Source organism: Iodidimonas sp. SYSU 1G8 (genome assembly GCF_039655775.1).
Lineage (GTDB): Bacteria > Pseudomonadota > Alphaproteobacteria > SMXS01 > SMXS01 > RI-34.
In genome coordinates this window covers 318,042-342,381 of sequence record NZ_JBBYXJ010000002.1, presented here as the reverse complement: position 1 = coordinate 342,381, position 24,340 = coordinate 318,042, and the positions used below count along the sequence as shown (strand labels likewise).

General features: G+C 66.3%; 22 protein-coding genes. 18 read left to right on the top strand and 4 right to left on the bottom strand.

Annotated features, from left to right (window positions below):
- Positions 1-5 precede the first annotated feature (5 nt).
- The 4 genes from WJU17_RS12695 (at position 6) to WJU17_RS12680 (ending at position 2,847) form a co-directional block, all read left to right on the top strand.
- Entirely contained in the window at positions 6-185 is a 180-nt protein-coding gene (locus WJU17_RS12695; protein ID WP_346327770.1) for a hypothetical protein, read from the top strand.
- A gap of 165 nt (positions 186-350) precedes the next feature.
- Entirely contained in the window at positions 351-1,724 is a 1,374-nt protein-coding gene (locus WJU17_RS12690; protein WP_346327769.1) for a cytochrome ubiquinol oxidase subunit I, read from the top strand.
- The gene (gene cydB, locus WJU17_RS12685; RefSeq protein ID WP_346327768.1) at positions 1,724-2,725 is read left to right on the top strand and encodes a cytochrome d ubiquinol oxidase subunit II; all 1,002 of its coding nucleotides are present in this window, start codon (positions 1,724-1,726) and stop codon (positions 2,723-2,725) included. The genes WJU17_RS12690 and cydB overlap by 1 nt, the downstream gene beginning before the upstream one ends.
- Positions 2,725-2,847: a DUF2474 domain-containing protein gene (locus tag WJU17_RS12680; RefSeq protein WP_346327767.1), complete on the top strand. Its 123-nt coding sequence runs from the start codon at positions 2,725-2,727 to the stop codon at positions 2,845-2,847. The genes cydB and WJU17_RS12680 overlap by 1 nt, the downstream gene beginning before the upstream one ends.
- Here the strand turns inward: WJU17_RS12680 and WJU17_RS12675 are convergent.
- A complete protein-coding gene (locus tag WJU17_RS12675; RefSeq protein WP_346327766.1) occupies positions 2,844-3,506 on the bottom strand; it encodes a hypothetical protein in 663 nt (220 codons plus the stop codon). The two genes, WJU17_RS12680 and WJU17_RS12675, sit on opposite strands and share 4 nt — an antisense overlap.
- Before the next feature lie 72 nt (positions 3,507-3,578).
- On the opposite strand from WJU17_RS12675, the gene pabB reads away from it, so the two are divergent.
- The 9 genes from pabB (at position 3,579) to WJU17_RS12630 (ending at position 15,893) form a co-directional block, all read left to right on the top strand.
- Positions 3,579-5,408 carry an aminodeoxychorismate synthase component I gene (gene pabB, locus WJU17_RS12670; protein WP_346327765.1) on the top strand — a complete coding sequence of 610 codons (1,830 nt, stop codon included), beginning with the start codon at positions 3,579-3,581 and terminating at the stop codon, positions 5,406-5,408.
- 102 nt (positions 5,409-5,510) lie between these two features.
- On the top strand, positions 5,511-5,903 hold the full coding sequence (locus WJU17_RS12665; protein ID WP_346327764.1) for a hypothetical protein: 393 nt from the start codon (positions 5,511-5,513) through the stop codon (positions 5,901-5,903).
- Between the two features lie 61 nt (positions 5,904-5,964).
- Positions 5,965-8,064: a TonB-dependent receptor gene (locus WJU17_RS12660; protein ID WP_346327763.1), complete on the top strand. Its 2,100-nt coding sequence runs from the start codon at positions 5,965-5,967 to the stop codon at positions 8,062-8,064.
- 39 nt (positions 8,065-8,103) lie between these two features.
- Positions 8,104-8,604: a copper chaperone PCu(A)C gene (locus tag WJU17_RS12655; RefSeq protein WP_346327762.1), complete on the top strand. Its 501-nt coding sequence runs from the start codon at positions 8,104-8,106 to the stop codon at positions 8,602-8,604.
- A gap of 51 nt (positions 8,605-8,655) precedes the next feature.
- Positions 8,656-10,740: a TonB-dependent receptor gene (locus tag WJU17_RS12650; RefSeq protein WP_346327761.1), complete on the top strand. Its 2,085-nt coding sequence runs from the start codon at positions 8,656-8,658 to the stop codon at positions 10,738-10,740.
- Positions 10,740-11,567: a DJ-1/PfpI family protein gene (locus WJU17_RS12645; RefSeq protein ID WP_346327760.1), complete on the top strand. Its 828-nt coding sequence runs from the start codon at positions 10,740-10,742 to the stop codon at positions 11,565-11,567. The genes WJU17_RS12650 and WJU17_RS12645 overlap by 1 nt, the downstream gene beginning before the upstream one ends.
- A gap of 10 nt (positions 11,568-11,577) precedes the next feature.
- Positions 11,578-12,132, top strand: a complete 555-nt coding sequence (locus WJU17_RS12640; RefSeq protein ID WP_346327759.1) for a hypothetical protein — start codon at positions 11,578-11,580, stop codon at positions 12,130-12,132.
- 58 nt (positions 12,133-12,190) lie between these two features.
- Positions 12,191-14,317: a TonB-dependent receptor gene (locus tag WJU17_RS12635; protein ID WP_346327758.1), complete on the top strand. Its 2,127-nt coding sequence runs from the start codon at positions 12,191-12,193 to the stop codon at positions 14,315-14,317.
- Between the two features lie 19 nt (positions 14,318-14,336).
- Entirely contained in the window at positions 14,337-15,893 is a 1,557-nt protein-coding gene (locus WJU17_RS12630) for a PepSY domain-containing protein (RefSeq protein WP_346327757.1), read from the top strand.
- A gap of 86 nt (positions 15,894-15,979) precedes the next feature.
- On the opposite strand, the gene WJU17_RS12625 is transcribed toward WJU17_RS12630, so the two are convergent.
- Together WJU17_RS12625 and WJU17_RS12620 are read right to left on the bottom strand one after the other, a co-directional pair.
- Positions 15,980-17,119, bottom strand: coding sequence for an acyl-CoA dehydrogenase family protein (locus WJU17_RS12625; RefSeq protein WP_346327756.1), 1,140 nt, complete (start codon positions 17,117-17,119; stop codon positions 15,980-15,982).
- Positions 17,120-17,212: 93 nt separating this feature from the next.
- Complete coding sequence (locus WJU17_RS12620; RefSeq protein WP_346327755.1) at positions 17,213-17,785, bottom strand: TlpA disulfide reductase family protein; 573 nt, start codon at positions 17,783-17,785, stop codon at positions 17,213-17,215.
- Between the two features lie 34 nt (positions 17,786-17,819).
- On the opposite strand from WJU17_RS12620, the gene argH reads away from it, so the two are divergent.
- The 5 genes from argH (at position 17,820) to WJU17_RS12595 (ending at position 22,209) form a co-directional block, all read left to right on the top strand.
- Positions 17,820-19,214: an argininosuccinate lyase gene (gene argH / locus WJU17_RS12615; RefSeq protein WP_346327754.1), complete on the top strand. Its 1,395-nt coding sequence runs from the start codon at positions 17,820-17,822 to the stop codon at positions 19,212-19,214.
- The gene (locus WJU17_RS12610) at positions 19,211-19,414 is read left to right on the top strand and encodes a lipoprotein (RefSeq protein WP_346327753.1); all 204 of its coding nucleotides are present in this window, start codon (positions 19,211-19,213) and stop codon (positions 19,412-19,414) included. Before argH ends, WJU17_RS12610 begins: the two co-directional genes overlap by 4 nt.
- Positions 19,414-20,685, top strand: a complete 1,272-nt coding sequence (gene lysA / locus WJU17_RS12605; protein WP_346327752.1) for a diaminopimelate decarboxylase — start codon at positions 19,414-19,416, stop codon at positions 20,683-20,685. Before WJU17_RS12610 ends, lysA begins: the two co-directional genes overlap by 1 nt.
- Before the next feature lie 16 nt (positions 20,686-20,701).
- Positions 20,702-21,211 (top strand): DUF4175 family protein, encoded by a 510-nt coding sequence (locus WJU17_RS12600; protein ID WP_346327751.1) that lies wholly within the window; start codon positions 20,702-20,704, stop codon positions 21,209-21,211.
- 74 nt (positions 21,212-21,285) lie between these two features.
- Positions 21,286-22,209: an alpha/beta hydrolase gene (locus WJU17_RS12595; RefSeq protein WP_346327750.1), complete on the top strand. Its 924-nt coding sequence runs from the start codon at positions 21,286-21,288 to the stop codon at positions 22,207-22,209.
- A gap of 22 nt (positions 22,210-22,231) precedes the next feature.
- Here WJU17_RS12595 and WJU17_RS12590 read toward each other — a convergent pair whose 3' ends face one another.
- Positions 22,232-24,250: a protein meaA gene (locus WJU17_RS12590; protein WP_346327749.1), complete on the bottom strand. Its 2,019-nt coding sequence runs from the start codon at positions 24,248-24,250 to the stop codon at positions 22,232-22,234.
- Positions 24,251-24,340 lie beyond the last annotated feature (90 nt).

Here is a 24,340-nt window from a genome sequence, read left to right as displayed (position 1 = left end):
GCATCATGCCCAAATATCAGATCACCCTTCGCGCGAACCTCAAGCGCGGCACCTTCTACTGGATCGCCGACGTGGAGGCCAACAACGAGGAAGACGCGGCGCTGGCCGCCGAACACCTGTTCGAGGACCAGATGGATTCGGGCGAGGAGTGGTCGTTCGACGACTACAGCGCCGAAACCGAATAGAGCGGGCAAGACCGCCGACATTAGGGGAAAGGCCGGTCCGACGCGACCGGCCTTTGCTTTTTCAGCCCCCCGTTAAGGCATGGGTGCTATGGTGGTTTGAGGGGTTCCCAAGATCGCGCTCGAGGCCTAATTCACGGCGCGATCTCGTGAAAAAGGGGAAGTCGCATGGATGTCGATGCCGTCCTGCTCAGCCGCCTCCAGTTCGCGTTCACCATCGCGTTCCACATTCTCTTTCCTACCCTGACCATCGGTCTGGCCTGTTTCCTCGCCCTCGTCGAAGGGCTCTGGCTGCGCACGAAGGACACACGCTGGCGCGATCTCTACAAATTCTGGGTGAGGATCTTCGCCCTGGCGTTCGGCATGGGCGTGGTCAGCGGCATCCCGATGTCGTTCCAGTTCGGGACCAATTTCAGCACCTTCTCGATCGCCACCGGCAATGTCCTGGGCCCGCTGCTGGGCTATGAGGTCCTGACGGCGTTTTTCCTCGAGGCCAGCTTCCTCGGCATCATGCTGTTCGGCTGGAAGCGGGTCGGGCCGCGCCTGCACTTCTTCGCCACGCTGATGGTGGCGTTCGGCACGACCTTGTCCGCATTCTGGATCCTCTCCGCCAATTCCTGGATGCAGACGCCGCAGGGCCACATCATCGACGAAGCCGGCATCTTTCACGTGGCAAGCTGGTGGGAGGTCGTCTTCAACCCGTCCTTCCCCTATCGCCTCGCGCACATGGTGCTGGCGACGCTGCTGACCACCTCCTTCGTCGTCGCCGCGGTCTCGGCCTGGCAGGTGCTGACCGACCGGCACGGCGATACGGCGCGCAAGGCGCTGAAGCTGGCGATCTCGGCGGCCGCCATCCTGGCGCCGCTGCAGTTGCTGGCGGGCGACATGCACGGCCTCAACACACTGGAGCATCAGCCCGTCAAGGTGGCGGCCATGGAAGGCAACTGGGAAAGCGGCCCCAACATTCCGCTGTTGCTGCTCGCCATTCCCGACGAGGAAGCGGAGACCAACATCTTCGAGATCGGCATTCCCAACGGCGCCAGCCTGATCCTGCGCCATAGCGCCGACGGCGTGGTGCCGGGCCTGAAAGACGTACCGCCAGAGGACCGGCCGCCGGTCGCCATCGTGTTCTATGCCTTCCGGATCATGGTGGGCCTCGGCATGCTGATGATCGCCGTGGCATGGCTGGGCGTGCTCCTGCGCAAGCGCCTGCCCCGGCCTTATCTATGGGGCCTTGTCGCCATGGCGCCGACCGGCTTCATCGCGACGCTGGCGGGGTGGACCGTCACCGAGGTCGGCCGCCAGCCCTTCACGGTCTATGGCCTGATGCGCACCGCCGACAGCGTGTCGCCGCAGCTGACGGCGCCGACGGTGATGACCTCGCTGATGCTGTTCGCCATCGTCTACAACATGGTGCTGGCCGCGTTCCTGTATTTCGCGGTGCGCGCCGTGCGCAAAGGACCGGCGCCGGACACCGCGCCGCCGCCCGAGCCGGCACTGTCGCCCCATGCCCATGACCATGCCGCCGCGGGAGCCGAGTGATGGAACTGATCCTGATCTGGACCGGCGTCATCGCCTTCGGCGTCGCCATGTACATCATCATGGACGGCTTCGACCTGGGCGTCGGCATCCTGTTCCCCTTCGCCCGCCACGAGGAGTGGCGCGACGTCATGATGGACAGCATCGCGCCCGTTTGGGACGGCAACGAAACATGGCTGGTCCTCGGCGGGGCGGGACTCTTCGGCGCGTTTCCGCTGGCCTATGCCACGACTCTGCCGGCGCTCTACGTCCCGCTGATCCTGTTCCTGGTGGCGCTGGTGTTCCGAGGCATCGCGTTCGAATTCCGGCACAGGGCCGAGACCAGCGGCTGGGTCTGGAACCTGTCCTTCGCCACCGGCTCCGTCGTCGCCGCCTTTTCGCAGGGGCTGGTGCTGGGCAGCTTTGTCCAGGGCCTGCCGATCGAGAACGGCCAGTTCGTCGGCACGGCCATGAGCTTCCTCACGCCGTTCAGCCTGTTCACCGGCGTGGCGCTGGTGGTCGGCTATGCGCTGCTGGGCGCGACCTGGCTGGTCCGCAAGACCGAAGGCGAGTTGCAGGACTGGGCGTATGGTTGGGCGAAGGCGCTGGCCGTCGGCCTGCTCGCGATCATCGTGGCGGTCAGCCTGTGGACACCGCTTATGCAGGCCGAGATCGCGGCGCGCTGGTTCTCCATGCCGAACCTAGTGCTGCTCGCGCCCATTCCCATCGTCACGGCTATCGTCGGACTGGCGCTGCTGCTGGCCCTGAAGGCACGGCGGGAGACCTCGCCCTTCATGTTGTCGATCGGACTTTTCCTGCTTTCCTATCTGGGACTCGCTGTCAGCCTGTGGCCTTACATGGTGCCGCGCGCCATCACCATCTGGGACGCCGCCGCGCCGCCAGAGACGCAGAAATTCCTGCTGGTGGGCGTCGCCCTGTTTCTGCCGCTGGTGCTGATCTACACGGTGATCGTCTACCGGGTGTTCCGCGGCAAGGTGCGCCATGGCGAGGGATACCATCACTGATGCGCGAGGGACGGCGCCGCCTGCTCTGGTTCGCGGGTCTGTGGCTGGGGTCACTGCTCGTCTTCCTGGCGCTCGCCTATGGCACGCGCTGGCTGTTCCTGGCGCTGGGCGAGGTGGGCTAGCGGTCCGTCCGGGTAGCGAATTTCTCCGGCTCCCATCCCTTCAGCCAGCGATCGGCGGTGACCACGTCGGCGGGTTCGCCATTGGCGCCGAACCAGGAATCGACGGCCCACAGGACACCGCTGGCCGTGTCTGTCACCGTCGCCGTGTTGTGGAACCAGCGATCGATGACCCGGCCGCGAATGATCGGATCGCCGACCTTGTGCCAGTGCAGCAGGCCTTCGCGTTCGAGGAAGGTCAGATAGACCGTCGTGTTGTGCGCCTCGTCGATGCAGTCCAGCTGCCCGCGCGTGCGGCCGGTGATGATGGTCGCGCCGGGCCGGTCCGCGTCGGTGCCGCTCTTGGGGCCGATGACCCGCTCGATCCGGCCGATAGCCAGCGCGATCCGTTCGCGCTCGGCGGCGGCATCGGTTGCCGGGACCTCGAACAGCGCCCGCACCGGCGCCCATTCCTCGTCGGTGATGGCCATGTTCCAGCGGGCGGTGCAGCCATAATGGGCGCAGAAAACGAAGTTCCGCCGCGTATCCTCGTGCAAATGATCCGCCAGCAGGCCGCGCGCGGGCGACGGGCCGCAGCCGGCCAGCACGGCGAGCAGCGCCGCGCCCGTGAGCAGCCGGATGATCGTGTGTCTCGTTCCGTCGCCGAACATGGCCGCCAGCATAGGAAGGACCGGCCGGCGCGTCGAGACAACATGCCCCTTCCGAACGCGCGCACGATCCGCTAGACCGGCCTGATGACCGTGCTGATGCCGTCCGACTGCTTCGTCCTGCTGGAAAACAGCCGCGACCCGCGCGCGGCCTCGTTCCTGTTCGAGCAGCCGGAGCGGATCGTGCGCTGCGATGATCCGGCCGGGATCGAAGCGGCGCTGGAGGCCATCCAGGCTGGGCTCGACGAGGGACTGTTCGCGGCGGGCTGGCTGTCCTACGAGGTCGGCTATGCCCTCGAGCCGCGCCTGCGCCCCCTGATGCCATCGGACCGGCGCGAGCCCCTGATCTGGTTCGGGCTGTTCCGCCGCCGCCGGCGGCTCGACCGGGCGGATGTGGAGCTGTTCTGGCGCGAGCGCACGCAGGGCACCGGTTACACCCTGTCGCCGCTGCAACCGGTCCAGACCCGCGAGGGATATCTGGAAGCCTTCGCGCGGATCCAGGATTGGATCGCGGCCGGCGACGTCTACCAGATCAACCTGACCATGGATGCCGCCGCGGCCTTTGACGGCGATCCGCTGGCGCTGCACGCGGCGCTGCGCCAGGCACAGCCAGTGTCCCATGGGGCTTTCCTCGCGGCCGGGGACTGGTGCGTCTCGTCTCATTCGCCCGAGTTGTTCCTGAGCCGCGCCGGTGACCAGGTGACCGTGAAGCCCATGAAGGGCACGGCGGCGCGCGGCCGCTGGTTCGAGGAGGACGAGGCGGCGAAAGCCGCGCTGTCCGGCGACGCCAAGTCCCGCGCCGAGAACCTGATGATCGTCGACCTGGAGCGCAACGATCTGTCGCGCATGGCCCTGCCCGGATCCGTGTCGGCCGAAGACCTGTTTCACGTCGATGCCTATCCCACCGTGCTGCAGATGATTTCGACGGTCCGGGGCGCGGTGCCGCCCGCCACGCGCAGCCTCGACCTGCTGCGCTCGGTGTTTCCCTGCGGCTCGGTCACCGGCGCGCCCAAGATCCGCGCCATGGAGATCATCGCCGCGCTGGAGCAGCGGCCGCGCGGCGTCTACACGGGCGCCATCGGACACATCTCGCCCGATGGCGACGCCGCGTTCAGCGTCCCCATCCGAACCCTGGTCGTGGATGCGGGCGGCACCGCGCGCATGGGCATCGGCAGCGGCGTCGTCGCCGATTCCGACGGCCCGGCCGAATGGGACGAATGCCTGCTGAAGGCCGCCTTCCTGGCGGCGCCGCAGGCACGCCCCGCACTGATCGAAACGCTTTTGTGGGACCGGGACTCCGGCTGGTGGCTGCTGGAAGACCACTTGGCGCGCCTGCGCGAGTCGGCCGCCTATTTCGTCTACCCGTTCGATGATTCGGCGGTACGCGGCGCGCTGGAGATGGCGTCCGACAGCTTTCCCACCGGACATGACCAGCGGGTCAGGCTGCTGCTCTCGCCGGCCGGCGCGGTGTCGGTCACGGCAACCACGCTTGATGTGCGCGCCGGCCGTGAGGCGCTCGACTCGGCGCCGCCGAGCGTCGCATGGGCATCGACAGCCGTGCGGTCCAGCGATCCGTTTCTATTCCACAAGACGACGCGGCGCGCCCTCTATGACCGGGCGATGACGGCCGCGGCCAGAGACGGGCACTGGGACCTGCTGTTCCATAACGAGCGCGGCGAGGTCACCGAAGGCGCGCGCAGCACGCTGTTCGTGTACCGTGACGGCAACTGGCTGACGCCGCCGCTTGACAGCGGCGTGCTGCCGGGCGTCTTCCGCCGCCATTTCATGGCACGCAACACCGTACGGGAGCAGGTGCTGACCCGCGCCGATCTGGAAAGCGCCGACCGGATCTGCGTCGCCAACGCGGTCTGGGGACTGATCGAGGTTCGGCTGTCGTCGTCCATTGTCCGGCTCTGACAGTCCTGCCATGCGGAAAGCCGCAAGCGCGGTACTGGACAACCAAGGCCTGCGGCGCTAGAGAACCGTTTCATGGGATGGAGATGGCCAGCACGAGGTTTCATGGCACGCGCCGCGTTGGCGCTGACCGTGCTCGCACTGGCCGTACGCTTCGCCTTTCCGGCCGGCACCATGCTGGAAGCGCCCAACGAATCAGGTGCGCTGCCAAAGCTGATTATCTGCACGACCACCGGCGTCGTTACCGTCAGCGCCGACAGCGCCTTCGGCGTGCCGGGTCAGGATGACGCGTCCGATCACGGCAAGACGGCCAAGGCCGAGCAGCCCTGTAATTTCGCCGCTCTCGGCGCACCGCTGCTCGCGCCGACTTTCACTGTTCTGGACGCGCCCGCGCTGACCGCCAGCAGGGAACCCGCATTCCTTCCCGCCTTCCAGCGCCCCGGCCAGGGCCTTGTCGCCCCGCCGCCGCCCGCGACCGGACCGCCCGCCACCGTCTGACACCATTTGCCGCCGGCCGCCGACGCGCGCCGGCTGATTGCTGTCCGACGACGGGGGTTCCATGTCATCCGCTTTTCGCAGCGCCTCGGGGCGCGCCAGTCTCACCGCTCTTGCCCTTTCCCTTCCTCTCATGACCCCGGGCGCGCTGCGCGCCGAGGACATCGCTCCCGTCCAGGTCGCCGATACGGGCCCTGACAGCGTCATCGTGACCGCGACGCCGGTGGCCGGTGACCCGCCAGTCGTCGCCGATGCCCGGGAGCGTCTCTCGCGCACGCCCGGCGCCGTCGCGGCGGTGGCGGCCGAAAGCTATGAAAATCGCCTGGCCACCGGTTTCTCCGATATCCTGCGGGATGTCCCCGGCGTTCTCGCCCAGAAGCGCTACGGCGAGGAGTCGCGCCTGTCGATCCGAGGCTCGGGTCTCGACCAGTCCTATCACCAGCGCGGCGTGCTCATCGCCCAGGACGGCGTGCCTTATGCGGATGCCGACGGCTTTTCCGACTTCCAGAAGGTCGATGCGCTCGGCGCCCGTTATGTCGAGGTCTACAAGGGCGGCAACGCCCTGCGTTTCGGCGGCGCCCAGCTCGGCGGCGCCATCAACCTCATCACGCCGAATGGCAAGACCGCCGAGACGCAGAATCTGCTACGCCTCGAAGGCGGATCGTTCGGCACGTTCCGGGGACGCGCCGCCATTGCCCGTACGCTGGGCAACTGGGACATCTACGCCGCCGGCAGCGGTCTGACATCGGAGGGCTACCGCGACCATAGCAAACAGAGCCAGGGACGCGGAACGCTCAACGTGGGCTACAGCTTTGGCGAGGATCGGGAAATCCGCGCGATCGGCTACTATGCCGATATCAAGCAGGAAGTCCCCGGCACGCTGTCCCTTGCCGATGCGCTGACCACGCCGCGCCAGGCCGGCGCGGGGGTGATCGCCAATGACTGGGCGCGCGACCAGACTGTCGCGCGCGGTTCGTTGCAGACCCGCTGGCGCTTCAACGAGGCGCTGGTTTTCGAGGGTGGCTTCTACGCCACCGCCACCAAGCTGCATCATCCCATCGTCATCGTCATCGATCAGGACATCGAAACCCAGGGCGCTTTCGGCCGGTTCGACTGGACGGGAGACGTTGCCGGTCTGAAAACCGACCTGTTCTGGGGTGTGTCCTATCGCCAGGGCACCAGCAAGCAGCAGCTTTACGTGAATGCCGGCGGCAGCAGCGGTTTTCAGTTCGGCGATGCACGGCAGAAAGCCACGGGACTCGACCTGTTCGCCGAAGGAAGACTGTTCGTGCTGCCAGGAGTGGCGGTGGTGGCCGGCGGCTCCTACGGACGGGCGACCCGTGACTACACGGATTACCTCAATGCCGCCAACGCGGCGGCGAAGAACTTCGACTGGTTTTCGCCGCGTATCGGCCTGCTGTGGGAATTCGACAGCGGCGCCCAGATCTACGCCAACCTGACCCGCTCGGTGGAGCCGCCCCACTACGGCGCGCTCGTGCAGTCGCCCAACCCGGGTTTCGTGCCAGTGGACGCGCAGCGCGCCTGGACCGGCGAGATCGGCGCGCGTGGCCGCGTCGAGGACCTGGCCTGGGATGTCACCTTCTACCGGGCGCGTGTAAAGGGCGAGTTGCTGAGCTTCCGGCTGATCACCGGCGTACCCGCGAGCTTCTTCAACGCGGACAAGACCATTCACCAGGGCATTGAAGCGGCGCTGGACTGGACGATCCTGCGCGACGCGCCGGGCGGCGGCAGCCTATCGCTGCGCCAGAGCTACACGTTCAGCGACTTCACCTTCGACGGCGATCCCGTCTACGGCGACAACAGGCTTCCCGTCGCGCCCAAGCATCAGTATCGCGCGGAACTGACCTACCGGCACCCCGCGGGCTGGTACATCGCTCCCGCCATCGACTGGCGCCCCGGATCAGTCTGGGCCGATTACTCCAACACGCTGAAGGTGCCGGGTTATGCGCTGCTGTCCCTCAGCGCCGGCATCGATCTGGGTGAGCATGTCAGCCTGTTCCTCGACGGGCGCAACCTCACCGGCAAGCGCTATGTGGGCGAATTCGGCGCCATTACCGACGCGACCGACCCGACAGTGTCGACCACGACGTTCTATCCCGGCGAAGGCCGCGCGATCTTCGCCGGCCTGTCGCTGCGTCTCTGACCAGCATACGCCATTCAAACGTTGCAAGGGAGAAACACCATGTTCCGTACTGCCACAGTCACGCTTTTCCTACTCGCCTGCGCCGTCTCGACGGCTTGCGCCCGAGACTACAAGGCCGGATCGCTTACCATCCAGAATCCGTGGTCCCGTGCCACTCCCGACGGAGCGAAGGTCGGTGCCGGCTATCTCACAATCGTCAATACAGGTTCGGAAGATCGTTTGCTGGCCGCGACCGCACCGGCAGTTTCCGACAGGGTCGAAGTGCACGAAGGCGGGATGAGGGATGGGGTGATGACCATGCGGCACCTGCCGGATGGCCTGTTGGTGCCCGCCGAGGGCACGATGACCCTGAAGCCCGGTTCGTTCCACATCATGTTCATGGACCTGAAGCGCCCCCTGAAGCCGGGCGAGTCCTTCGCCGGGGTTCTACGCTTCGAGAAGGCAGGGAAGGTCGAGGTCCGCTTCGAAGTCCAGCCGGTAGGCGCCACGGCACCGGCCTCGGGGCATGACGCGCACGATCATTCGAACATGGCGCACTGAAGCCGATCAACGGCCAGCCTGCCAGGTCATTCCATTAAATTGGGGGAAACCATGCTTAAATCGGCACTTGTCGCGACCACCATGGTCGTTGCGTCAGCCGCGACGGTTCGCGCCGCGGAACAGGGCGAAAACCAGGGTTGGACGGCGGAATCCGTCACCGTTACCGCTGACCGCGAGACATATGCCGAGCCGCAGGCGACCACGGCGACGCGGACCGCGACACCGGTGGAAAAGGTCCCGCAGTCCATTCAGACCCTGACCCGCACCCTGATCGAGGAACAGGATCTCCAGACCCTGTCGGCCGCGCTGGTCAATGTGTCGGGTGTCACGCCGACGAGCACCGACCAGACGTTGCTCCAGCCCGCCCTCATCAGAGGCTTCGGAGTCGGCTACTATATCGACGGGATGCCGACCTACCAGTTGCCGGCCAGCGTCGCCGACCCGGGGACCTTGATCAACGTGGAGCGGATCGAGGTGGCCAAGGGTCCGACGGCCACGCTCTATGGCGGCGGCAGCGGCGCGCCCCTTTCAGGCATCATCAACCTGGTGTCGCGCGATCCGTACGACCGGTTCGGCGCCAGTTTCGCCGCTCGGGGCGGCAGCTTCAGCACCTTCGGCGGCGACGGCGACGTGAACGTGCCGATCGCCGAGGGGATCGCCTTTCGCATCAACGGAATGATCGAGAGCGCCGACACTCATGTCGATTTCGTCAGCCGCGACAGATACGCGTTGTTCCCGACGCTGTCCGTCGACCTGGGAGCGGAAACGAGGCTGGTCATCCGCGGTCGCTACAACCGCCTGGAGCAGACCGAGTATGCCGGATTGCCGTTCGAGTTGTTGAAGCCCAACCGGCTGATCGACAGGAAGGTCTACGGCGGCGCGCGCGACATGCCGCGCACGACCGTCGAAAACAAATCGATCAACGCCAAGCTGACCCACAATTTTTCCGACCGGATTTCCGCCGAGGTCGCCATCAACCACGCGATCAGCGCCTTCGACGAATGGGGAACCTTCCCCTACGGCCAGCTCGGCGGCACGGTCTACAATTTCGGTAGCGCGTACCTGCCGTCGAAAAGCAAGGAAACCTTCGTCACCGGCTCGGTCACCGCGCGCTTCGGCGACGGCGGGTTCCGGCAGCAGATCTTGGCGGGCGTCGATTATGACATCACCCACTACTACGGGGCGATGTACTTCGACACGGCGTGGGGCGTCGTCGACTACGCGGCGCCGCTGCCGGCCCAGTCCTACGTCGTCCCGCCGTTCTATTTCGACCAGACCGACCGGCTCGAAAGCGTCGCGGGGTTCCTGCAGGACCAGATCAGCATCGGCGACAGGCTGGACGTGACGCTCGGCGTGCGGTGGACACAGATCAAGATCAATAGCGCCATCTCCGGCCTCCCGACGGTGACATCTGACGAGAAGGTAACTCCCCGGGCCGGCGCGACGTTCAGGATCGCCGACGGCCTGTCGCTGTTCGCCGGCTATTCGGAAGGATTTCGCGGTGTCGTCGCCGGCGGCTTCTACGGCGTAACGCCCAAGCCGGAAACCTCGCAGAACTGGGAGGCGGGCTTCAAGTTCACCGCGCCGATCAAGGGCCTGACCGGCACGGCCTCGCTCTATCAGATCACCCGGCAGAACGTCATCACGCCCGATCCGGCAAACCCGTTCTTCTACCTGCAGACCGGCGAGCAGCGGGCGCGCGGTGCGGAGCTCGACCTGATCTACGAGCCGAACCCGGCGTTCTCCATGCTGTTCAATTATGCCTACACCGACGCCGAGGTGACCAAGGACAATGCCCTGCCGGTCGGTGACAGGCTGCGCGCCGTGCCGACGCACTCGGGACGCCTTGCCGTGCGCTACCGCTTCCTCGATGGCGACCTGAAGGGCCTCGCCGTCGGTGCAGGCATAACCGCGGTGTCGAGCCGGGAACTCACCCTGCCGAACACGGTCTCGGTCAAAGGCAACGCGTTAGTGGACCTGCAGGTCTCGTATGATCTTGGGCGCGTAAGCCTAGGGGTCTCCGTCGTCAACCTGCTCGGTTCCAAGGCATACGAACCCTACCAGTATTTCGGCGGTGCCTACGTCATCCCCACTCAGTCGCGTTCGGCGTTCGTCACGTTGCGGGGAGACTTCTGATGGGGCAACTCACCATCGACCGCCGCACGGCGCTGCTGATGGCCGTGCTGGCGCCGCTCGCGGCGTCGCGGGGGCTGCGAGCCGAGCCATCGGCGACCGTTACCCCCGGACACGACATGAGCGGCATGCCCGCGTCATGGACCCGCGCGGACAGCATCGCCATGCTCTGCTATCCCCGGATGACGATCCTCGACCTGATCGGCCCGCAATACATGTTCGCGAGCCTGATGGGCGCGAGTGTCCACTTGGTCGCCAAGAGCCGCGATCCCATCACCAGCGACACTGGCGTCACCATCGTCCCGAGCGCCACCTTCGACGAGTGCCCGCGCGATCTGACGGTGTTGTTCGTTCCAGGCGGTACGGACGGGACGCTGGCGGCCATGCGTGACGACGCCACGCGCGAGTTCGTCGCCGATCGCGGCAGCCGCGCGCGCTACGTGACCTCGGTTTGCACCGGGGCTCTCGTCCTCGGTGCCGCCGGCCTGCTCAAAGGGCACCGCGCGACGACGCATTGGGCGGCGCTCGAGACATTGCCGGATTTCGGCGCGACGCCCATTGCCGAGCGCGTGGTGCGGGATCGAAATCGGATCACCGGCGCCGGCGTCACGGCGGGACTAGACTTCGGCCTTACCATGGTCTCGGAACTGCGCGACGAAACTTATGCCCAAGGCGTCCAGCTGATTTGCGAATACGATCCTGCACCGCCATTCAACGCAGGTTCCACGCGCACAGCGCCGCCCGAGGTCAAGACCATGATGGAACAGATGTTCGTGTCGTTCCCCAGTCAGGTGCGCGACACGCTACGGCAGATCAGCGGCATCTCGTGAGTGGCCCGACTTGACCCTTGTGATGTGTAGACGCGAACGCCAGGACAAGCTTGACCGCGGGACCACGTTGTCGCGGCGTAAGCTTGCGTCGGCATCGCGACGCCGCCACTGGGTCGAATGTCGTTTCGGAGCTACAGAAACGGGCAAGGCGGTCGCATCGCAGACCAACAGCTGGATGTCGCGCATTTTCGTGACGCTGACCATGCTTGCGCTCGCGGTACGCTTCGCTCTCCCGGCCGGCATCATGCTGGAAAAGCCGGCTGAACAGAACGACCTGCCCGCGCTGGTGCTCTGCACGTCAACCGGCATGGTCACCATCAAGGCCGACAGCTACGGCATTCCAAGCAAGACCGATCCCGCCAGGCACGATGGAAGCGGCAAACCCGGCGAGCCTTGCGTGTTCGCCGCCGTCGCCGTCAACATCCCGCCGCCCGCGCCCGCGGTTCTTGACCAACCCGCCCCTGTCGCTGCGCCCGCGCCGTTCTGGGCCGCCCTCCGGCAACGCCCGAGCCAAGGTCTTGCCGCGCCGCCGCCACCCTCCACGGGTCCCACGGTTTCCGCCTGACGAAAGACCAACCGCGGCCACGGCCGCCAAATCATTCGCCAGGACTGGGGGAACTCACATGTCCAAGAAAACACGCTACGCCGCGCTCGTCGCGCCGGCCCTGATGCTCACCACCCACGCCGTGCTCGCCCAGGGAATCGGGCAAAGGCAGGATATCGACGCCGTCATCGTCACCGCGGCCACCCAGGGGACCGCCACCGCCCCCAGCGTCGAGGAGGCGCGCACGGAGCTGGAGCGCATTCCGGGCGGCATCGGCTTCGTCGAAGACAGCGTCTTCGAAGATGATTTCACGCAGAGCATCGGCGACGCCCTGTCGCTGACTCCCGGCGTCTTCGCCGATACGAGCGCCCAGCGTGAGAGCCGGATTTCCATTCGCGGCTCCGGCCTCAATTCCGGCTTCGAGCGCCGCGGGCTGACGGTGCTGCGCGACGGCGTTCCGATCAGCCGCGCCAGCGGCAGCACCGAGTTCCAGGAAGTGGACCCGCTGACCATCCGCTATCTGGAAGTGTTCAAGGGCGCCAATGGCCTGCGCTTCGGCGCCGCGTCGCTGGGCGGCGCGGTCAACGTGGTCAGCCCCACTGGCCGGACCGCCAAGGCGCCCTTCAGCGCCCGGCTGGAAGGCGGCAGTTTCTCGACCCTGCGCGGCAATGTGTCGGTGGCCGGCAGCAATGACGACGTGGACTATTATGTCGGCGTCACCGGACTGCGGACGAACGGCTTCCGGGACCACAGCGACGTGCGCAGCTTCTACGGCCACGGCAATCTGGGCTGGAAGATCAACGACACGGTCGAGACACGCTTCTATTTCACCGCCCTCAGCGACAATTTCGAACTCGCGGGATCGTTGCGCCTCGCCGACGCGCTGGAAAATCCCCGCGCGGCGGGCAGGCCGGTCCAGATCGGGCCGTTCTTTCCCGGCGGTCCGGTGACCGTGCTGGACCCCGGCCCCGTCGCCGATGACTGGGACCGCAATCTGGATGTCTATCGCATCGCCAACCTGACCTCGATCGATCTGGGCGGCGCGACGCTCGAGGTCGGCGGCTGGTACACCAAACGTCAGCTGGATCACGCGATCACGCGTTTCGCCGGCATCATCGCCCAAGACGAGGACGAGATCGGCGCCACCACGCGGCTGACCGGCGAGTTCGACCTGTTTGGCGGAATCAGCCGCTGGACCATCGGCGGCAGCTATGCCTTCGGCAGCAACGACGCGCGCACCTACGTGAACGATTTCGGCGACCGGGGCGCGCTGCGCAGCCGCGCCGATCAGGATTCGTCCATGCTGATCGCGTATGGCGAACTCGATCTCTCCATTACGCAAAACCTTCGCGCGGTGTTGGGCGGCCAGTATGCCCGCGCCGTGCGCGACGTGGCGGCGGAGTTCAACTCGGTCTCTGGCCGGGGTGCCTATGACCAGTTCAACCCGCGCATCGGGCTGATCGCCGACATTGGTGAAAGCGCCCAGCTCTACGGTAATGTGAGCCGCAGCTTCGAGCCGCCCAGCCTGGCCGATCTCACCTCCGGCGGTGCCGCGCCGTTCGCGCCGCTGGCGCCGCAGAAGGCGACCACCTTCGAGGTCGGCGCGCGCGGCCAGCAGGGGTTCGTCGCCTGGGACATCTCGCTCTACCGGTCCCATGTGGCGAACGAGTTCCTCGATGTCGCCATCAACAATGGCGCCAGCTCCGTCACCAGCAATGGCGATGACACCATCCACCAGGGCATCGAGCTTGGTATCGACGTGTTCATCGCCCGCGACATGCTGGAAGCGCGCGGACAATCGCTGCGCCTGAGCACCGCCTATACGCTCAGCGACTTCCGCTTCGACGACGACACGACCTATGGCAACAACCGGCTGCCGGGCGTCCCGCGTCACATGGTCGTCTCGGAAATCCGCTTCGACCAGAAGGAGCGCTTCTACGTCTCGGCCAATCTGCGCTGGGCGCCGCAAGGCACCTGGGCGGATTACGCCAATACCGAACGGGCGCCGGGCTACGAACTGGTCGGGCTGACCGCCGGCGTCAATCTGAGCGACGGGGTGACACTGTTCGGTTCGGTCGAGAACCTGTTCAATGTGCGGTATATCTCCAATGTCGGCACGGTCGCCAATCAGTCACGTGAACGGGCAGCCATCTACACTCCTGGTCAGGGTCGTGCCTTCTATATCGGCGTGAGCGCCGGTTTCTAGGATCGGGAGCACCATGATAATGATCAGCAAAACCGGCACCGCGCGCTGGAGTTTCAGCAAGCACAGATGGCTCGGCCTGATCGGCGGCATCAGCCTGCTGATTTGGGGCCTGTCTGGCCTCACCCACATCCTCATGGTGCTGTTCGGCCCGCAGCAGGCCCAGTTCATGCCGCCGACCAGTCCCCTCGACCTCCAGGGTGCGCGGCCCTTGGCCGCCATTCTGGAGAGCGCCGGGATCGACCGGGCGGTCGCCGTCAGGACCGTCGCCGGTCCCAATGGCAGCCTGCTTCAGGTGACGACCGACCCGATGCAGCCGCGCCGTTACTTCGAGCCGGCGAGCGGCGCGGAACTTCCGGATCAGGACAGGGCGCAGGCCGAATTTCTGGCCCGGCACTTCCTCGCGGAGACGCGTCCCGTCACGGCGATCGAGCTGCAACGGAAGTTCGATGGCGACTATCCCTGGGTCAACCGTCTGCTGCCCGTCTGGCGGGTGCGGTTCGCCGGGGACGACCAGCTGACGGCCTATGTCTACACGGAAACCAGCAGCTTGGCGGGCGTGAACAACGTGTCCAAGACCCGCCTGCAGACGGCTTTCCGGTATCTGCACACCTGGGAATGGGTGCCCGCCTCCATGGATTGGCTGCGGGTCGTCGTGGTCACGCTGATGGTGGGCAGTCTCGCAGCCCTCGCGGTCACTGGCGTGCTGATGTTGGTGACCATCCGGCGCAAGAAGCGTTTGCAAGGGTCGAAGGGCTGGCACCGCATGGCCGGTTATGCCTTGGCGCTGCCGCTCCTCATGTTCTCGGTCAGCGGCATCTATCATCTGATCCAGAGCGCCATCGAGCGCCCGTCGAGCCAGCTGCGCATGGCGGAACCGCTCGATCTGAGCGGTCAACGGTTCCCCATCACCGAGCAATGGAACGAGATCACGAAGGGCCTCGACGTCGTCAGCCTCTCACTGGTGGAAGGGGCGGGGGGCAAGCCCCTGTACCGGTTCGGCCTGTCGGCCCCGGGCGCCCGGCCGCCCATGCACGAGCATGATCATTCCGATCAGGGCGGGCACGCCGGGCATGCCATGCCGACGACGGAGCGGGAGATCCGCAACGCCCGCTTCGATGGCATCCAGCCCACCGGACCCGCCGTCTATGTCGACGCCGCAACGGGCGAGGCCGCGCCGCAGGGGGACAGGGAACTGGCGCGATTCATCGCCAACCGCTTCCTCGGTGCCAGCGACGACAGCATCGAGGCAATGCAGCTGGTGACCCGCTTCGGTCCCGATTACGACTTCCGCAACAAGCGGCTGCCGGTCTGGCGCCTGGACTATGGAGCGCCGTACGCGACGACGGTGTTCGTCGATACCGCCACCGGCACCATGGTCGACCGACTGGACGACTGGAAGAAGCCCGAACGCTATGTGTTCAGCTTCGTCCACAAGTGGAACTTCCTGTTCCCTCTGGGGCGCCTGGGTCTCAACGCGGTGGTGGGCGGCTTCGTGATCGCGCTGATCGGCTTCATGGCGATCCTCGGCCTGCTGCTCTATTTCCGCAGGAGAGGGACGGCGAAAGTCTCGTCCTGAACGGAATTCAGGGCCGGGAGGCCTCGTGGATCACGAGTCTCCCGGCCTGAATGTACAGCCTGATGTCAGCCGGCTCGGCGCCCGGGTCAGATCGAGCGGCTGATGAGTTCCTTCATGATCTCCGACGTGCCGCCGAAGATGCGCTGGACACGCGAGTCAGTGTACAGGCGCGTGATCGGATATTCGTTCATGAAGCCATAGCCGCCGTGGAGCTGGACGCCCTCGTCGACGACGCGGCCCAGCATCTCGGTGACCCACAGCTTTGCCATGGCGGCGTCGGTGGCGGTCAACTCGCCGCGCATGTGATGGTCCATGCACTTGTCGCAGAACGCCCAGCCAACCTCGACCTGGGTCTTCAGCTCGGCCAGCTTGAAGCGGGTGTTCTGGAAATCGAACACGGTTTTCCCGAACGCCTTTCGTTCCTTCACATAGGCCACGGTCAGATCGTAGGCGTACTGGGCGACGGCCTGCGCGTTGAGCGCGATGCCCAGACGCTCCTGCGGCAGCTCGCTCATCAGCTGGATGAAGCCCTTGCCCTCTTCCGGGCCGAGCAGGTTGGAGGTCGGCACCCGCACCTCGTTGAAGAACAGCTCGGATGTGTCGGCGGCATGCATGCCCATCTTGTCCAGGTTCCGGCCGCGCTCGAAGCCCTCGCGCGTGGCCTCGACCAGGATCAGGCTGATGCCCTTGGCGCCAAGGGTCGGGTCGGTCTTGGCCACGACGATGATCAGGTCGGCGTTCTGGCCGTTGGAGATGAAGGTCTTGCTGCCATTGATGACGTAATGGTTGCCATCCAGGCGCGCCGTGGTCTTGACCCCCTGCAGGTCGCTGCCGGTGCCCGGTTCGGTCATGGCGATGGCGGTGATCACCTCGCCGGTGACCATCTTGGGCAGCCACTCGCGCTTCTGGTCCTCGCTGGCATATTTCAGCATGTAGCCGCAGACGATGTCGCTGTGCACCGCGAAGCCGGGACCGGACGCACCGGACAGGCCCAGTTCCTCGTCGACCACGGCGAGATAGCGGTAGTCGCCGCCGGCGCCGCCATATTCCTCGGGCACCTGCGGGCACAGCAGGCCCTGCTCGCCCGCTTTCAGCCAGAACTCGCGCGGCACCTTGCCGGCCTGTTCCCACGCGCCGTGGAAAGGCTTCAGTTCCTTGTCGAAGAACTTGCGGACGGCGTCGCGGAACATGTCATGTTCCGGCTCGTAAATGCTGCGCGTGAGCATGGAAGGCACCCTGTTTTGAACCCTGTACGGGGCGGTAACCTACATGGATCGCCCGCGCCGCGAAAGCCGCGTCCCGAGCGTTTCAGGCGGCGGCTATTTCCCCATCGCCTGCTTGACCAGGGCGATCGCTTCGGGGCTGTCCCATTCGGCGTCGCCGAGCATGCGGCCCAGTTCGCGGCCCTGGGCGTCGATCAGGATGGTGGTCGGCAGGCCGGTCACGCCCATGGCCATGCCGACGGCGTTCTTCGGGTCATAATAGGGTTTCAGCGCGGTGAGTCCGGCCTCGGCGAAGTACGGATCGACGGCGCGCTTGCCGGCGCGGTCGCTGGACAGGGTGACGACCTCGAAATCGTCGCCGCCCAGCTGGGTCTGCAGCCTGTCGAGCGACGGCATCTCCACCTTGCAGGGCGCGCACCAGGTGGCCCAGAAGTTCAGCAGCACGGTCTTGCCCTTGAAGTCGGCCAGGGTGACTTCCCGGTCGCCGGCGCCCTTGAAAGCGGTCGCCGGCACGGGCTTCGGATCGGCAGCGGGCTTGAAGGCGGCGACCTCGCCTGAAGGCGTCAACGCCGCGCTACCGCCCGTTTCCGGGTTGCCTGTCTCGCCGCAGCCGACATATAAGGCGGCGCTTAGCACAAGGGTGAGGCGCAACAGGCGCTTGAGTGTCATGATGGGCTCCGGTTCAGGGGCAGCGGCGGACAAGATGGCAGACGATAACGAGTCCAACAAGCTCTGGGGCGGCCGCTTCGCCGGCGGCCCGGCCGAGATCATGGAGCGCATCAATGCGTCCATCGATTTCGACCGCAAGCTCTATGCCCAGGACATCGCCGCGTCCAAGGCGCATTGCGCCATGCTCGTCGCCACCGGGATCATCACCGCCGAGGACGGCGAAGCGATCCGGGCCGGACTGGATCAGATCAAGGGCGAGATCGAGGCCGGGCGCTTCTATCTGGACCCGGCGCTGGAAGACATCCACATGCATGTGGAGTCGCGCCTGAAGGAGATCGTCGGCGATCCCGCCGGCCGGCTGCACACCGCCCGCTCGCGCAATGATCAGGTGGCGACGGATTTCCGCCTGTGGGTGCGCGACACCATCGACGGCCTAGACGGTGCCCTTTCGGATCTGCAGCGCGCCCTGCTGGAGCGGGCCGAGCAGCACGCCGCCACCCTCATGCCCGGCTTCACCCATCTGCAGGTCGCCCAGCCGGTGACCTTCGGCCACCACATGATGGCCTATGTGGAGATGATCGGCCGCGACCGGGGCCGCCTGTCCGACACGCGCAAGCGCCTGAACGAAAACCCGCTGGGCTCGGCGGCGCTGGCGGGCACGTCGTTCCCCATCGACCGGCACATGACCGCGGCGGCGCTGGGATTCGACCGGCCCACGGCCAACTCGCTTGATTCGGTGTCAGACCGCGACTTCGCGCTGGAATTCCTGTCCGCCGCCTCCATCTGCGCCGTCCATCTGTCGCGGCTCGCCGAGGAACTGGTGATCTGGTCCAGCGCCCAGTTCCGTTTCGCGCGGCTGAGCGATTCCTTCTCCACCGGCTCGTCGATCATGCCGCAGAAGCGCAATCCGGATGCCGCCGAGCTGATCCGCGCCAAGACCGGCCGCATCGTCGGGTCGCTGAACACCCTGCTGATCGTCATGAAGGGCCTGCCGCTGGCCTATTCCAAGGACATGCAGGAAGACAAGGAGCCGACCTTCGACGCCGCCGAGGCCATGGCGCTGTGCGTCGCGGCCATGACCGGCATGATCCGGGACCTGGAAATCAACGAGCCCGTGCTGGCGAAGGCCGCGGGCACCGGTTTCGCCACCGCGACCGATCTGGCCGACTGGCTGGTTCAGAACCTGAACATGCCGTTCCGCCGCGCGCATCACGTGACGGGCGCGCTGGTGAAGATGGCCGAAGACCGGGGTTGCGACCTGTCCGACCTGAGCCTTGCGGACATGCGGTCGGTCGAGGATGGCATCACCGAAGCCGTCTTCGGCGTGCTGACGGTGGAAAAGTCCGTGGCGAGCCGCCGGTCCTATGGCGGCACCGCGCCCGAGCGGGTGCGCGAGGCCATCGCCGCCTGGAAGGAGCGTCTGGCATGAGCACCCTGAAGATCGCCGCCGTCCTGGTCTTGGCCCTTGCGGCCGCCGCATGCGGCCGCAAGGGCCCGCTGGAAGCGCCGGCCTCCGCCGCGCCGCCGCCGCGGACGGAAGCGCAGCCGCCCGCCACTGAAATCTCGCCGCAGGCACCCTCGACCCGTCCGCCGACGGACCAGATGCCGCCGCCACCGGCCGCGCCCTGATGCATCATTTCACCTACAGGAACGGCGTTCTGCACGCCGAGGACGTGCCGCTGCCGGAGATCGCGGCCGCCGTCGGCACGCCGTTCTATTGCTATTCGACCGCCACGCTGGCGCGGCATTTCGACGTGTTCGCCGGCGCCTTCGCCGGCATGAACGCGCTGGTCTGCTACGCCATGAAGGCCAATTCCAACATGGCGGTGCTGAAGACGCTGGCGCGCCATGGGGCCGGCGCCGACATCGTTTCGGAAGGCGAGCTGCGCCGTGCGCTGGCCGCCGGCATTCCCGCCGGCAAGATCGTCTTCTCGGGCGTCGGCAAGACCTGGGACGAAATCGCCTTCGCGCTGGATGCCGGTATCCACCAGTTCAACGTGGAATCGGAACCCGAGCTGATGGTGCTGAACGCCGTCGCGGTGGAAAAGGGCCTGAAGGCGCCGGTGGCGCTGCGCATCAATCCCGACGTGGACGCCAAGACCCACGAAAAGATCTCGACCGGCAAGGGCGAGAACAAGTTCGGTGTTCCCATCACCCGGGCGCGCGAGATGTACCGGCTGGCGGCCGACCTGCCCGGGATCGATCCGGTCGGCGTCGACGTGCATATCGGCTCGCAGCTGACCAGCCTCGCGCCCTACGAGGAAGCCTTCACCCGCGTTGCCGCGCTGGTCGGCGAACTGCGCGCCGAAGGCCACGACATCCGGCGCGTGGACGCGGGCGGCGGGCTGGGCATTCCCTATCATCCCGATGATCCGGAGCCGCCGCATCCCACCGACTATGCGGACCTGATCCGCCGCGTCCTTGGCCCCTTGGAGTGCGAGATCGTGCTGGAGCCTGGCCGCCTCATCGTGGGCAATGCCGGCATTCTGGTCAGCAAGGTGATCTACGTGAAGCAGACCGGCAACCGGGCCTTCGTCATCATCGACGGCGCCATGAACGATCTCGTGCGGCCCAGCATGTACGGCGCCTATCACCACATCATCCCGGTCGCCGAGCCCGCGCCGGGCGCGGAAGAATCGCCCGTCGACTTCGTCGGCCCGGTCTGCGAGACAGGCGACACCTTCGCCAAGGAACGCCTGTCGACGCCACTGGCGGCCGGCGATCTTGTTTCCATCATGTCTGCTGGCGCCTATGGCGCCGTGATGGCTTCCAGCTATAATACCCGTCCGTTGGTACCGGAGGTTCTGGTCGACGGAAATCGATTCGCCGTGACCCGCCGCCGCCCTACCTATGATGAAATGCTGGCCGCGGAAACGCTGCCGGAGTGGCTGCTGGGTTAAGGAAACACCAGGCATTATGCCTACCCCCGATGAAAATCCGCCCGGCCGTTTCGCGCGGGTGCTGTCCGTTGTGCGCTGGCTTGCCGTCGCGCTGGTTCTTGTCCTGCTCGCCGTCCGGTATCTCGGCCCCGATCTCGCGCCAGAGCCCGAGCAGATCGAAATCAAGAGCGAGGCCAGCGGTGGCGTCGATGACCTCGTCGAGAAGCTGACGCCGCCGACGCAGACCTTCAGCAATCCCACGTCCCAGTTGCTGGTCGCGCTGGGCAACGATCTGGTGTCGCGGCCCCGCGACCGGCAGGAAGCCGCCCGGCAGTTGCTGGCGCTGACCGAAAATCCCGAATCCCTTGGCGATGACATGACCGCCTATCTGGCCGTGCGATCCGCCTACTGGCAATTGCGCCGCGACCCCGAGGTCCGGGGCAGCCTGGAGGCCGCGCTGATGCTGTGGGACACGGCGGAGCGACTGGAGGGCGACGGCTCCATTTCCACCGCCACGACCGACGACGAGACTCCGGCGGTAAAATAGTCGGCGCCGCTTTTCCCGCGACTCCTGACTGTTTTCTCGTAACAATACCGCCCGGACACCGGGGAGGTATTCATATGGCGGCATCGGCACAGCTTCAGACGGTCATCGATATGTTGCGCGCGGGTAACGAAGCGGCGGCCGCGGCCGGCGTGGCGCCCACGGTGGCGTCGGTGCGCGAGATGATGGGGGGCACGCTGTTCACCGCGCCAGTGCCGTCCGGCGTCACAATCAGGAAGGTCAACACCGTCGGCGTCCCCTGCGAATGGGTGTGCGCGGCGGGCGCCGATCCGGACAAGCGGCTGTTATATCTGCATGGCGGCGGCCATGTGGCGGGTGACCTGGACACCCACCGGGCCATGTGCGGCGACATTTCGGTCGCATCGGGCGTCAGCGTGCTGAACGTGGACTACCGCCTGGCGCCCGAGCATCCCGCACCCGCCCAGTTCGACGACGCGATGGTGGCCTATCGCTGGATGCTGGATCACGGGCCGTTGGGCGAAGGCGCGGCGACTCACAGCTTCGTGGCGGGCGATTCGGCCGGTGGCGGTCTTGCCATCGCCCTGCTGCTGGGTATCCGGGATGCCGGCCTGCCGGCGCCGACGGCGGCGGTCGCCCTGTCGCCCTGGGCCGACATGACCTGCTCGGGCGACAGCATGCGCACCAACGCGGCCGCCGATCCCATGGTGGGCGCTGGCCTGTTGTCCTGGATGGCGGGCATGGTGGTCGCCGACAGCGTCGATGCCCGCGACACGCGCATCTCGCCCCTGTTCGGCGATTTCACCGGGCTGCCGCCGCTATTGATCCAGGTAGGCGAGGACGAGACCCTGCTGGACGATTCCGTGGTCATGGCCGGCAAGGCGGCGCAGGCCGGCGTTCCCGTCACGCTGGAGCGCTGGCCGGACGTGATCCATGTCTGGCACGCCCTGGGCCACGCGGTCCCCGAATCGTCGCGCGCCCTGAACCGGATCGGTGAGTATCTAAGGGGACATTTCGGCTGAGGGCGACCCGAGCCGGCTGAATTTAGGCGGCCTCGTCCTGGGCGCGGTCCACCAGGTCGACGATGTCGCTCATGATCTCGCTGATCTGGTAATCCTTCGGCGTGTAGACCGCCGCCGCGCCCGCGGCCTTCAGGGTGCGCTCGTCCTCGGGCGGGATGATGCCGCCGACGACCACGGGGATGTCGCCCAGGCCCGCGGCGCGCATCCGGTCCATCACGTCGGTGACCAGCGCCACATGGCTGCCCGACAGGATCGACAGGCCGACCACGTGCACGCCTTCTTCCAGCGCGGCGTTGACGATCTGCGCCGGGGTCAGGCGGATGCCCTCGTACACCACTTCCATGCCCGAATCGCGCGCCTTGACCGCGATCTGTTCGGCGCCGTTGGAATGGCCGTCGAGGCCGGGCTTGCCGACAAGAATCTTCAACCGGCGGCCCAGCTTGCGCGAGACGGCATCGACCTTGCCCTGCACGGCGGAAAGATCCGCGCTCTGGCCGCCGGCGGCGCGGCCGACACCGGTCGGCGCGCGGTATTCGCCGAAGATCTCGCGCAGGGTCTGGCCCCATTCGCCGGTGGTCACGCCGGCCTTCGCGGCTTCGATGGACGGCGGCATCATGTTGCGGCCTTCCTTCGCGGCGGCGGCCAGATTGGCGAGGGCGGCCTTGACCGCCGCGTCGTCGCGCCCGGCGCGCCAGGCGCGCAGGCTTTCGAGCTGGTCGCGTTCGGCCGAATCATCGACGGTGAGGATGCCGCTGTCGTCGCCGCCCGTGAGTGGCGAGGGGGCTGATTCGGTAAAGCGGTTCACGCCGATGAGCGGCAGCTCGCCCGCCTCGATGGCGTTGAGCCGGGCGCTGTTGGACTGTACCAGCGCCTGCTTCATGTAGGAGGATTCCACCGCCGCGACGGCGCCGCCCATGGCCTCGATCCGCGAGAGCTCGTCGAGGATTTCCTCCTTCAGCGCCTTGACCTTGCGTTCGATGGCGATGGAGCCGTCGAAGATGTCGCCATATTCCAGGAGATCGGTCTCGTAGGCGACGATCTGCTGCAGCCGCAGGCTCCATTGCTGATCCCACGGGCGCGGCAGGCCAAGCGCCTCGTTCCAGGCCGGCAGCTGCACGGCGCGGGCGCGGGCGCCCTTCGACAGGGTCACGGCCAGCATGGACAACAGGATGCGGTAGACGTTGTTTTCCGGCTGCTGTTCGGTCAGGCCGAGCGAGTTCACCTGCACGCCATAGCGGAAACGGCGCAGGCTTGCGTCCTGAATGCCATAGCGCTGTTCGGTCAGCTCGTCCCACAACTCGGTGAAGGCGCGCATCTTGGACATCTCGGTGATGAAGCGCACGCCCGCATTGACGAAGAAGCTGATGCGGCCGACCACGGTGGGAAACTCGTCGGCCGGCACCTGGCCCGAATCACGCACCGAATCGAGCACGGCCATCGCCGTCGCCAGCGCGAATGCCACTTCCTGCACCGGCGTCGCGCCCGCTTCCTGCAAATGGTAGGAGCAGACGTTGGTGGGATTCCACTTGGGTAGCTCGCGATAGGTGTAGCTGATGATGTCGGTGGTCAGACGCAGCGACGGCGCGGGCGGAAAGATGTAGGTCCCCCGGCTGAGATATTCCTTGATGATGTCGTTCTGCACCGTGCCGTTCAGCTTGGCCCGGTTTGCGCCCTGCTCCTCGGCGGCGGCGATGTAGAGCGACAGCAGCCACGGCGCCGTGGCGTTGATGGTCATCGACGTGTTCATCTTCTCGAGAGGGATGCCGTCGAACAGGGCGCGCATGTCGCCGAGATGACCGACCGGCACGCCGACCTTGCCCACCTCGCCCCGCGCCAGCGCATGGTCGCTGTCGTATCCGGTCTGGGTCGGCAAATCGAAGGCCACCGAGAGCCCGGTCTGCCCACGCGCCAGATTCGTCCTGTAGAGCGCGTTCGACGCCTTGGCGGAGGAGTGGCCCGAATAGGTCCGGATCAGCCACGGTTTGTCCCTCACCGTGGTTTCCTGCTGCGATTCGGCCCCTTTTCCTGACGTCCCGCTCATGCTTGCTCCATAGGTTCGTTAACGCTACCGGGTGGTAACGGAGTCTTTTATTTCCGGATAGACCGCATACCGGAAATATCATAATAGATG

Excerpts from the sequence above, each read along its gene's own strand:
- WJU17_RS12620 (WP_346327755.1), bottom strand. The coding sequence starts at position 17,785 with ATGACACTCAAGCGCCTGTTGCGCCTCACCCTTGTGCTAAGCGCCGCC.
- WJU17_RS12675 (WP_346327766.1), bottom strand. The coding sequence starts at position 3,506 with ATGCTGGCGGCCATGTTCGGCGACGGAACGAGACACACGATCATCCGG.
- WJU17_RS12595 (WP_346327750.1), top strand. The coding sequence starts at position 21,286 with ATGGCGGCATCGGCACAGCTTCAGACGGTCATCGATATGTTGCGCGCG.
- WJU17_RS12625 (WP_346327756.1), bottom strand. The coding sequence starts at position 17,119 with ATGCTCACGCGCAGCATTTACGAGCCGGAACATGACATGTTCCGCGAC.
- WJU17_RS12635 (WP_346327758.1), top strand. The coding sequence starts at position 12,191 with ATGTCCAAGAAAACACGCTACGCCGCGCTCGTCGCGCCGGCCCTGATG.
- WJU17_RS12665 (WP_346327764.1), top strand. The coding sequence starts at position 5,511 with ATGGCACGCGCCGCGTTGGCGCTGACCGTGCTCGCACTGGCCGTACGC.
- WJU17_RS12680 (WP_346327767.1), top strand. The coding sequence starts at position 2,725 with ATGCGCGAGGGACGGCGCCGCCTGCTCTGGTTCGCGGGTCTGTGGCTG.
- WJU17_RS12590 (WP_346327749.1), bottom strand. The coding sequence starts at position 24,250 with ATGAGCGGGACGTCAGGAAAAGGGGCCGAATCGCAGCAGGAAACCACG.
- WJU17_RS12690 (WP_346327769.1), top strand. The coding sequence starts at position 351 with ATGGATGTCGATGCCGTCCTGCTCAGCCGCCTCCAGTTCGCGTTCACC.
- WJU17_RS12600 (WP_346327751.1), top strand. The coding sequence starts at position 20,702 with ATGCCTACCCCCGATGAAAATCCGCCCGGCCGTTTCGCGCGGGTGCTG.
- WJU17_RS12655 (WP_346327762.1), top strand. The coding sequence starts at position 8,104 with ATGTTCCGTACTGCCACAGTCACGCTTTTCCTACTCGCCTGCGCCGTC.
- lysA (WP_346327752.1), top strand. The coding sequence starts at position 19,414 with ATGCATCATTTCACCTACAGGAACGGCGTTCTGCACGCCGAGGACGTG.
- WJU17_RS12610 (WP_346327753.1), top strand. The coding sequence starts at position 19,211 with ATGAGCACCCTGAAGATCGCCGCCGTCCTGGTCTTGGCCCTTGCGGCC.
- WJU17_RS12650 (WP_346327761.1), top strand. The coding sequence starts at position 8,656 with ATGCTTAAATCGGCACTTGTCGCGACCACCATGGTCGTTGCGTCAGCC.
- WJU17_RS12630 (WP_346327757.1), top strand. The coding sequence starts at position 14,337 with ATGATCAGCAAAACCGGCACCGCGCGCTGGAGTTTCAGCAAGCACAGA.
- pabB (WP_346327765.1), top strand. The coding sequence starts at position 3,579 with ATGACCGTGCTGATGCCGTCCGACTGCTTCGTCCTGCTGGAAAACAGC.
- cydB (WP_346327768.1), top strand. The coding sequence starts at position 1,724 with ATGGAACTGATCCTGATCTGGACCGGCGTCATCGCCTTCGGCGTCGCC.
- WJU17_RS12660 (WP_346327763.1), top strand. The coding sequence starts at position 5,965 with ATGTCATCCGCTTTTCGCAGCGCCTCGGGGCGCGCCAGTCTCACCGCT.
- WJU17_RS12695 (WP_346327770.1), top strand. The coding sequence starts at position 6 with ATGCCCAAATATCAGATCACCCTTCGCGCGAACCTCAAGCGCGGCACC.
- WJU17_RS12645 (WP_346327760.1), top strand. The coding sequence starts at position 10,740 with ATGGGGCAACTCACCATCGACCGCCGCACGGCGCTGCTGATGGCCGTG.
- argH (WP_346327754.1), top strand. The coding sequence starts at position 17,820 with ATGGCAGACGATAACGAGTCCAACAAGCTCTGGGGCGGCCGCTTCGCC.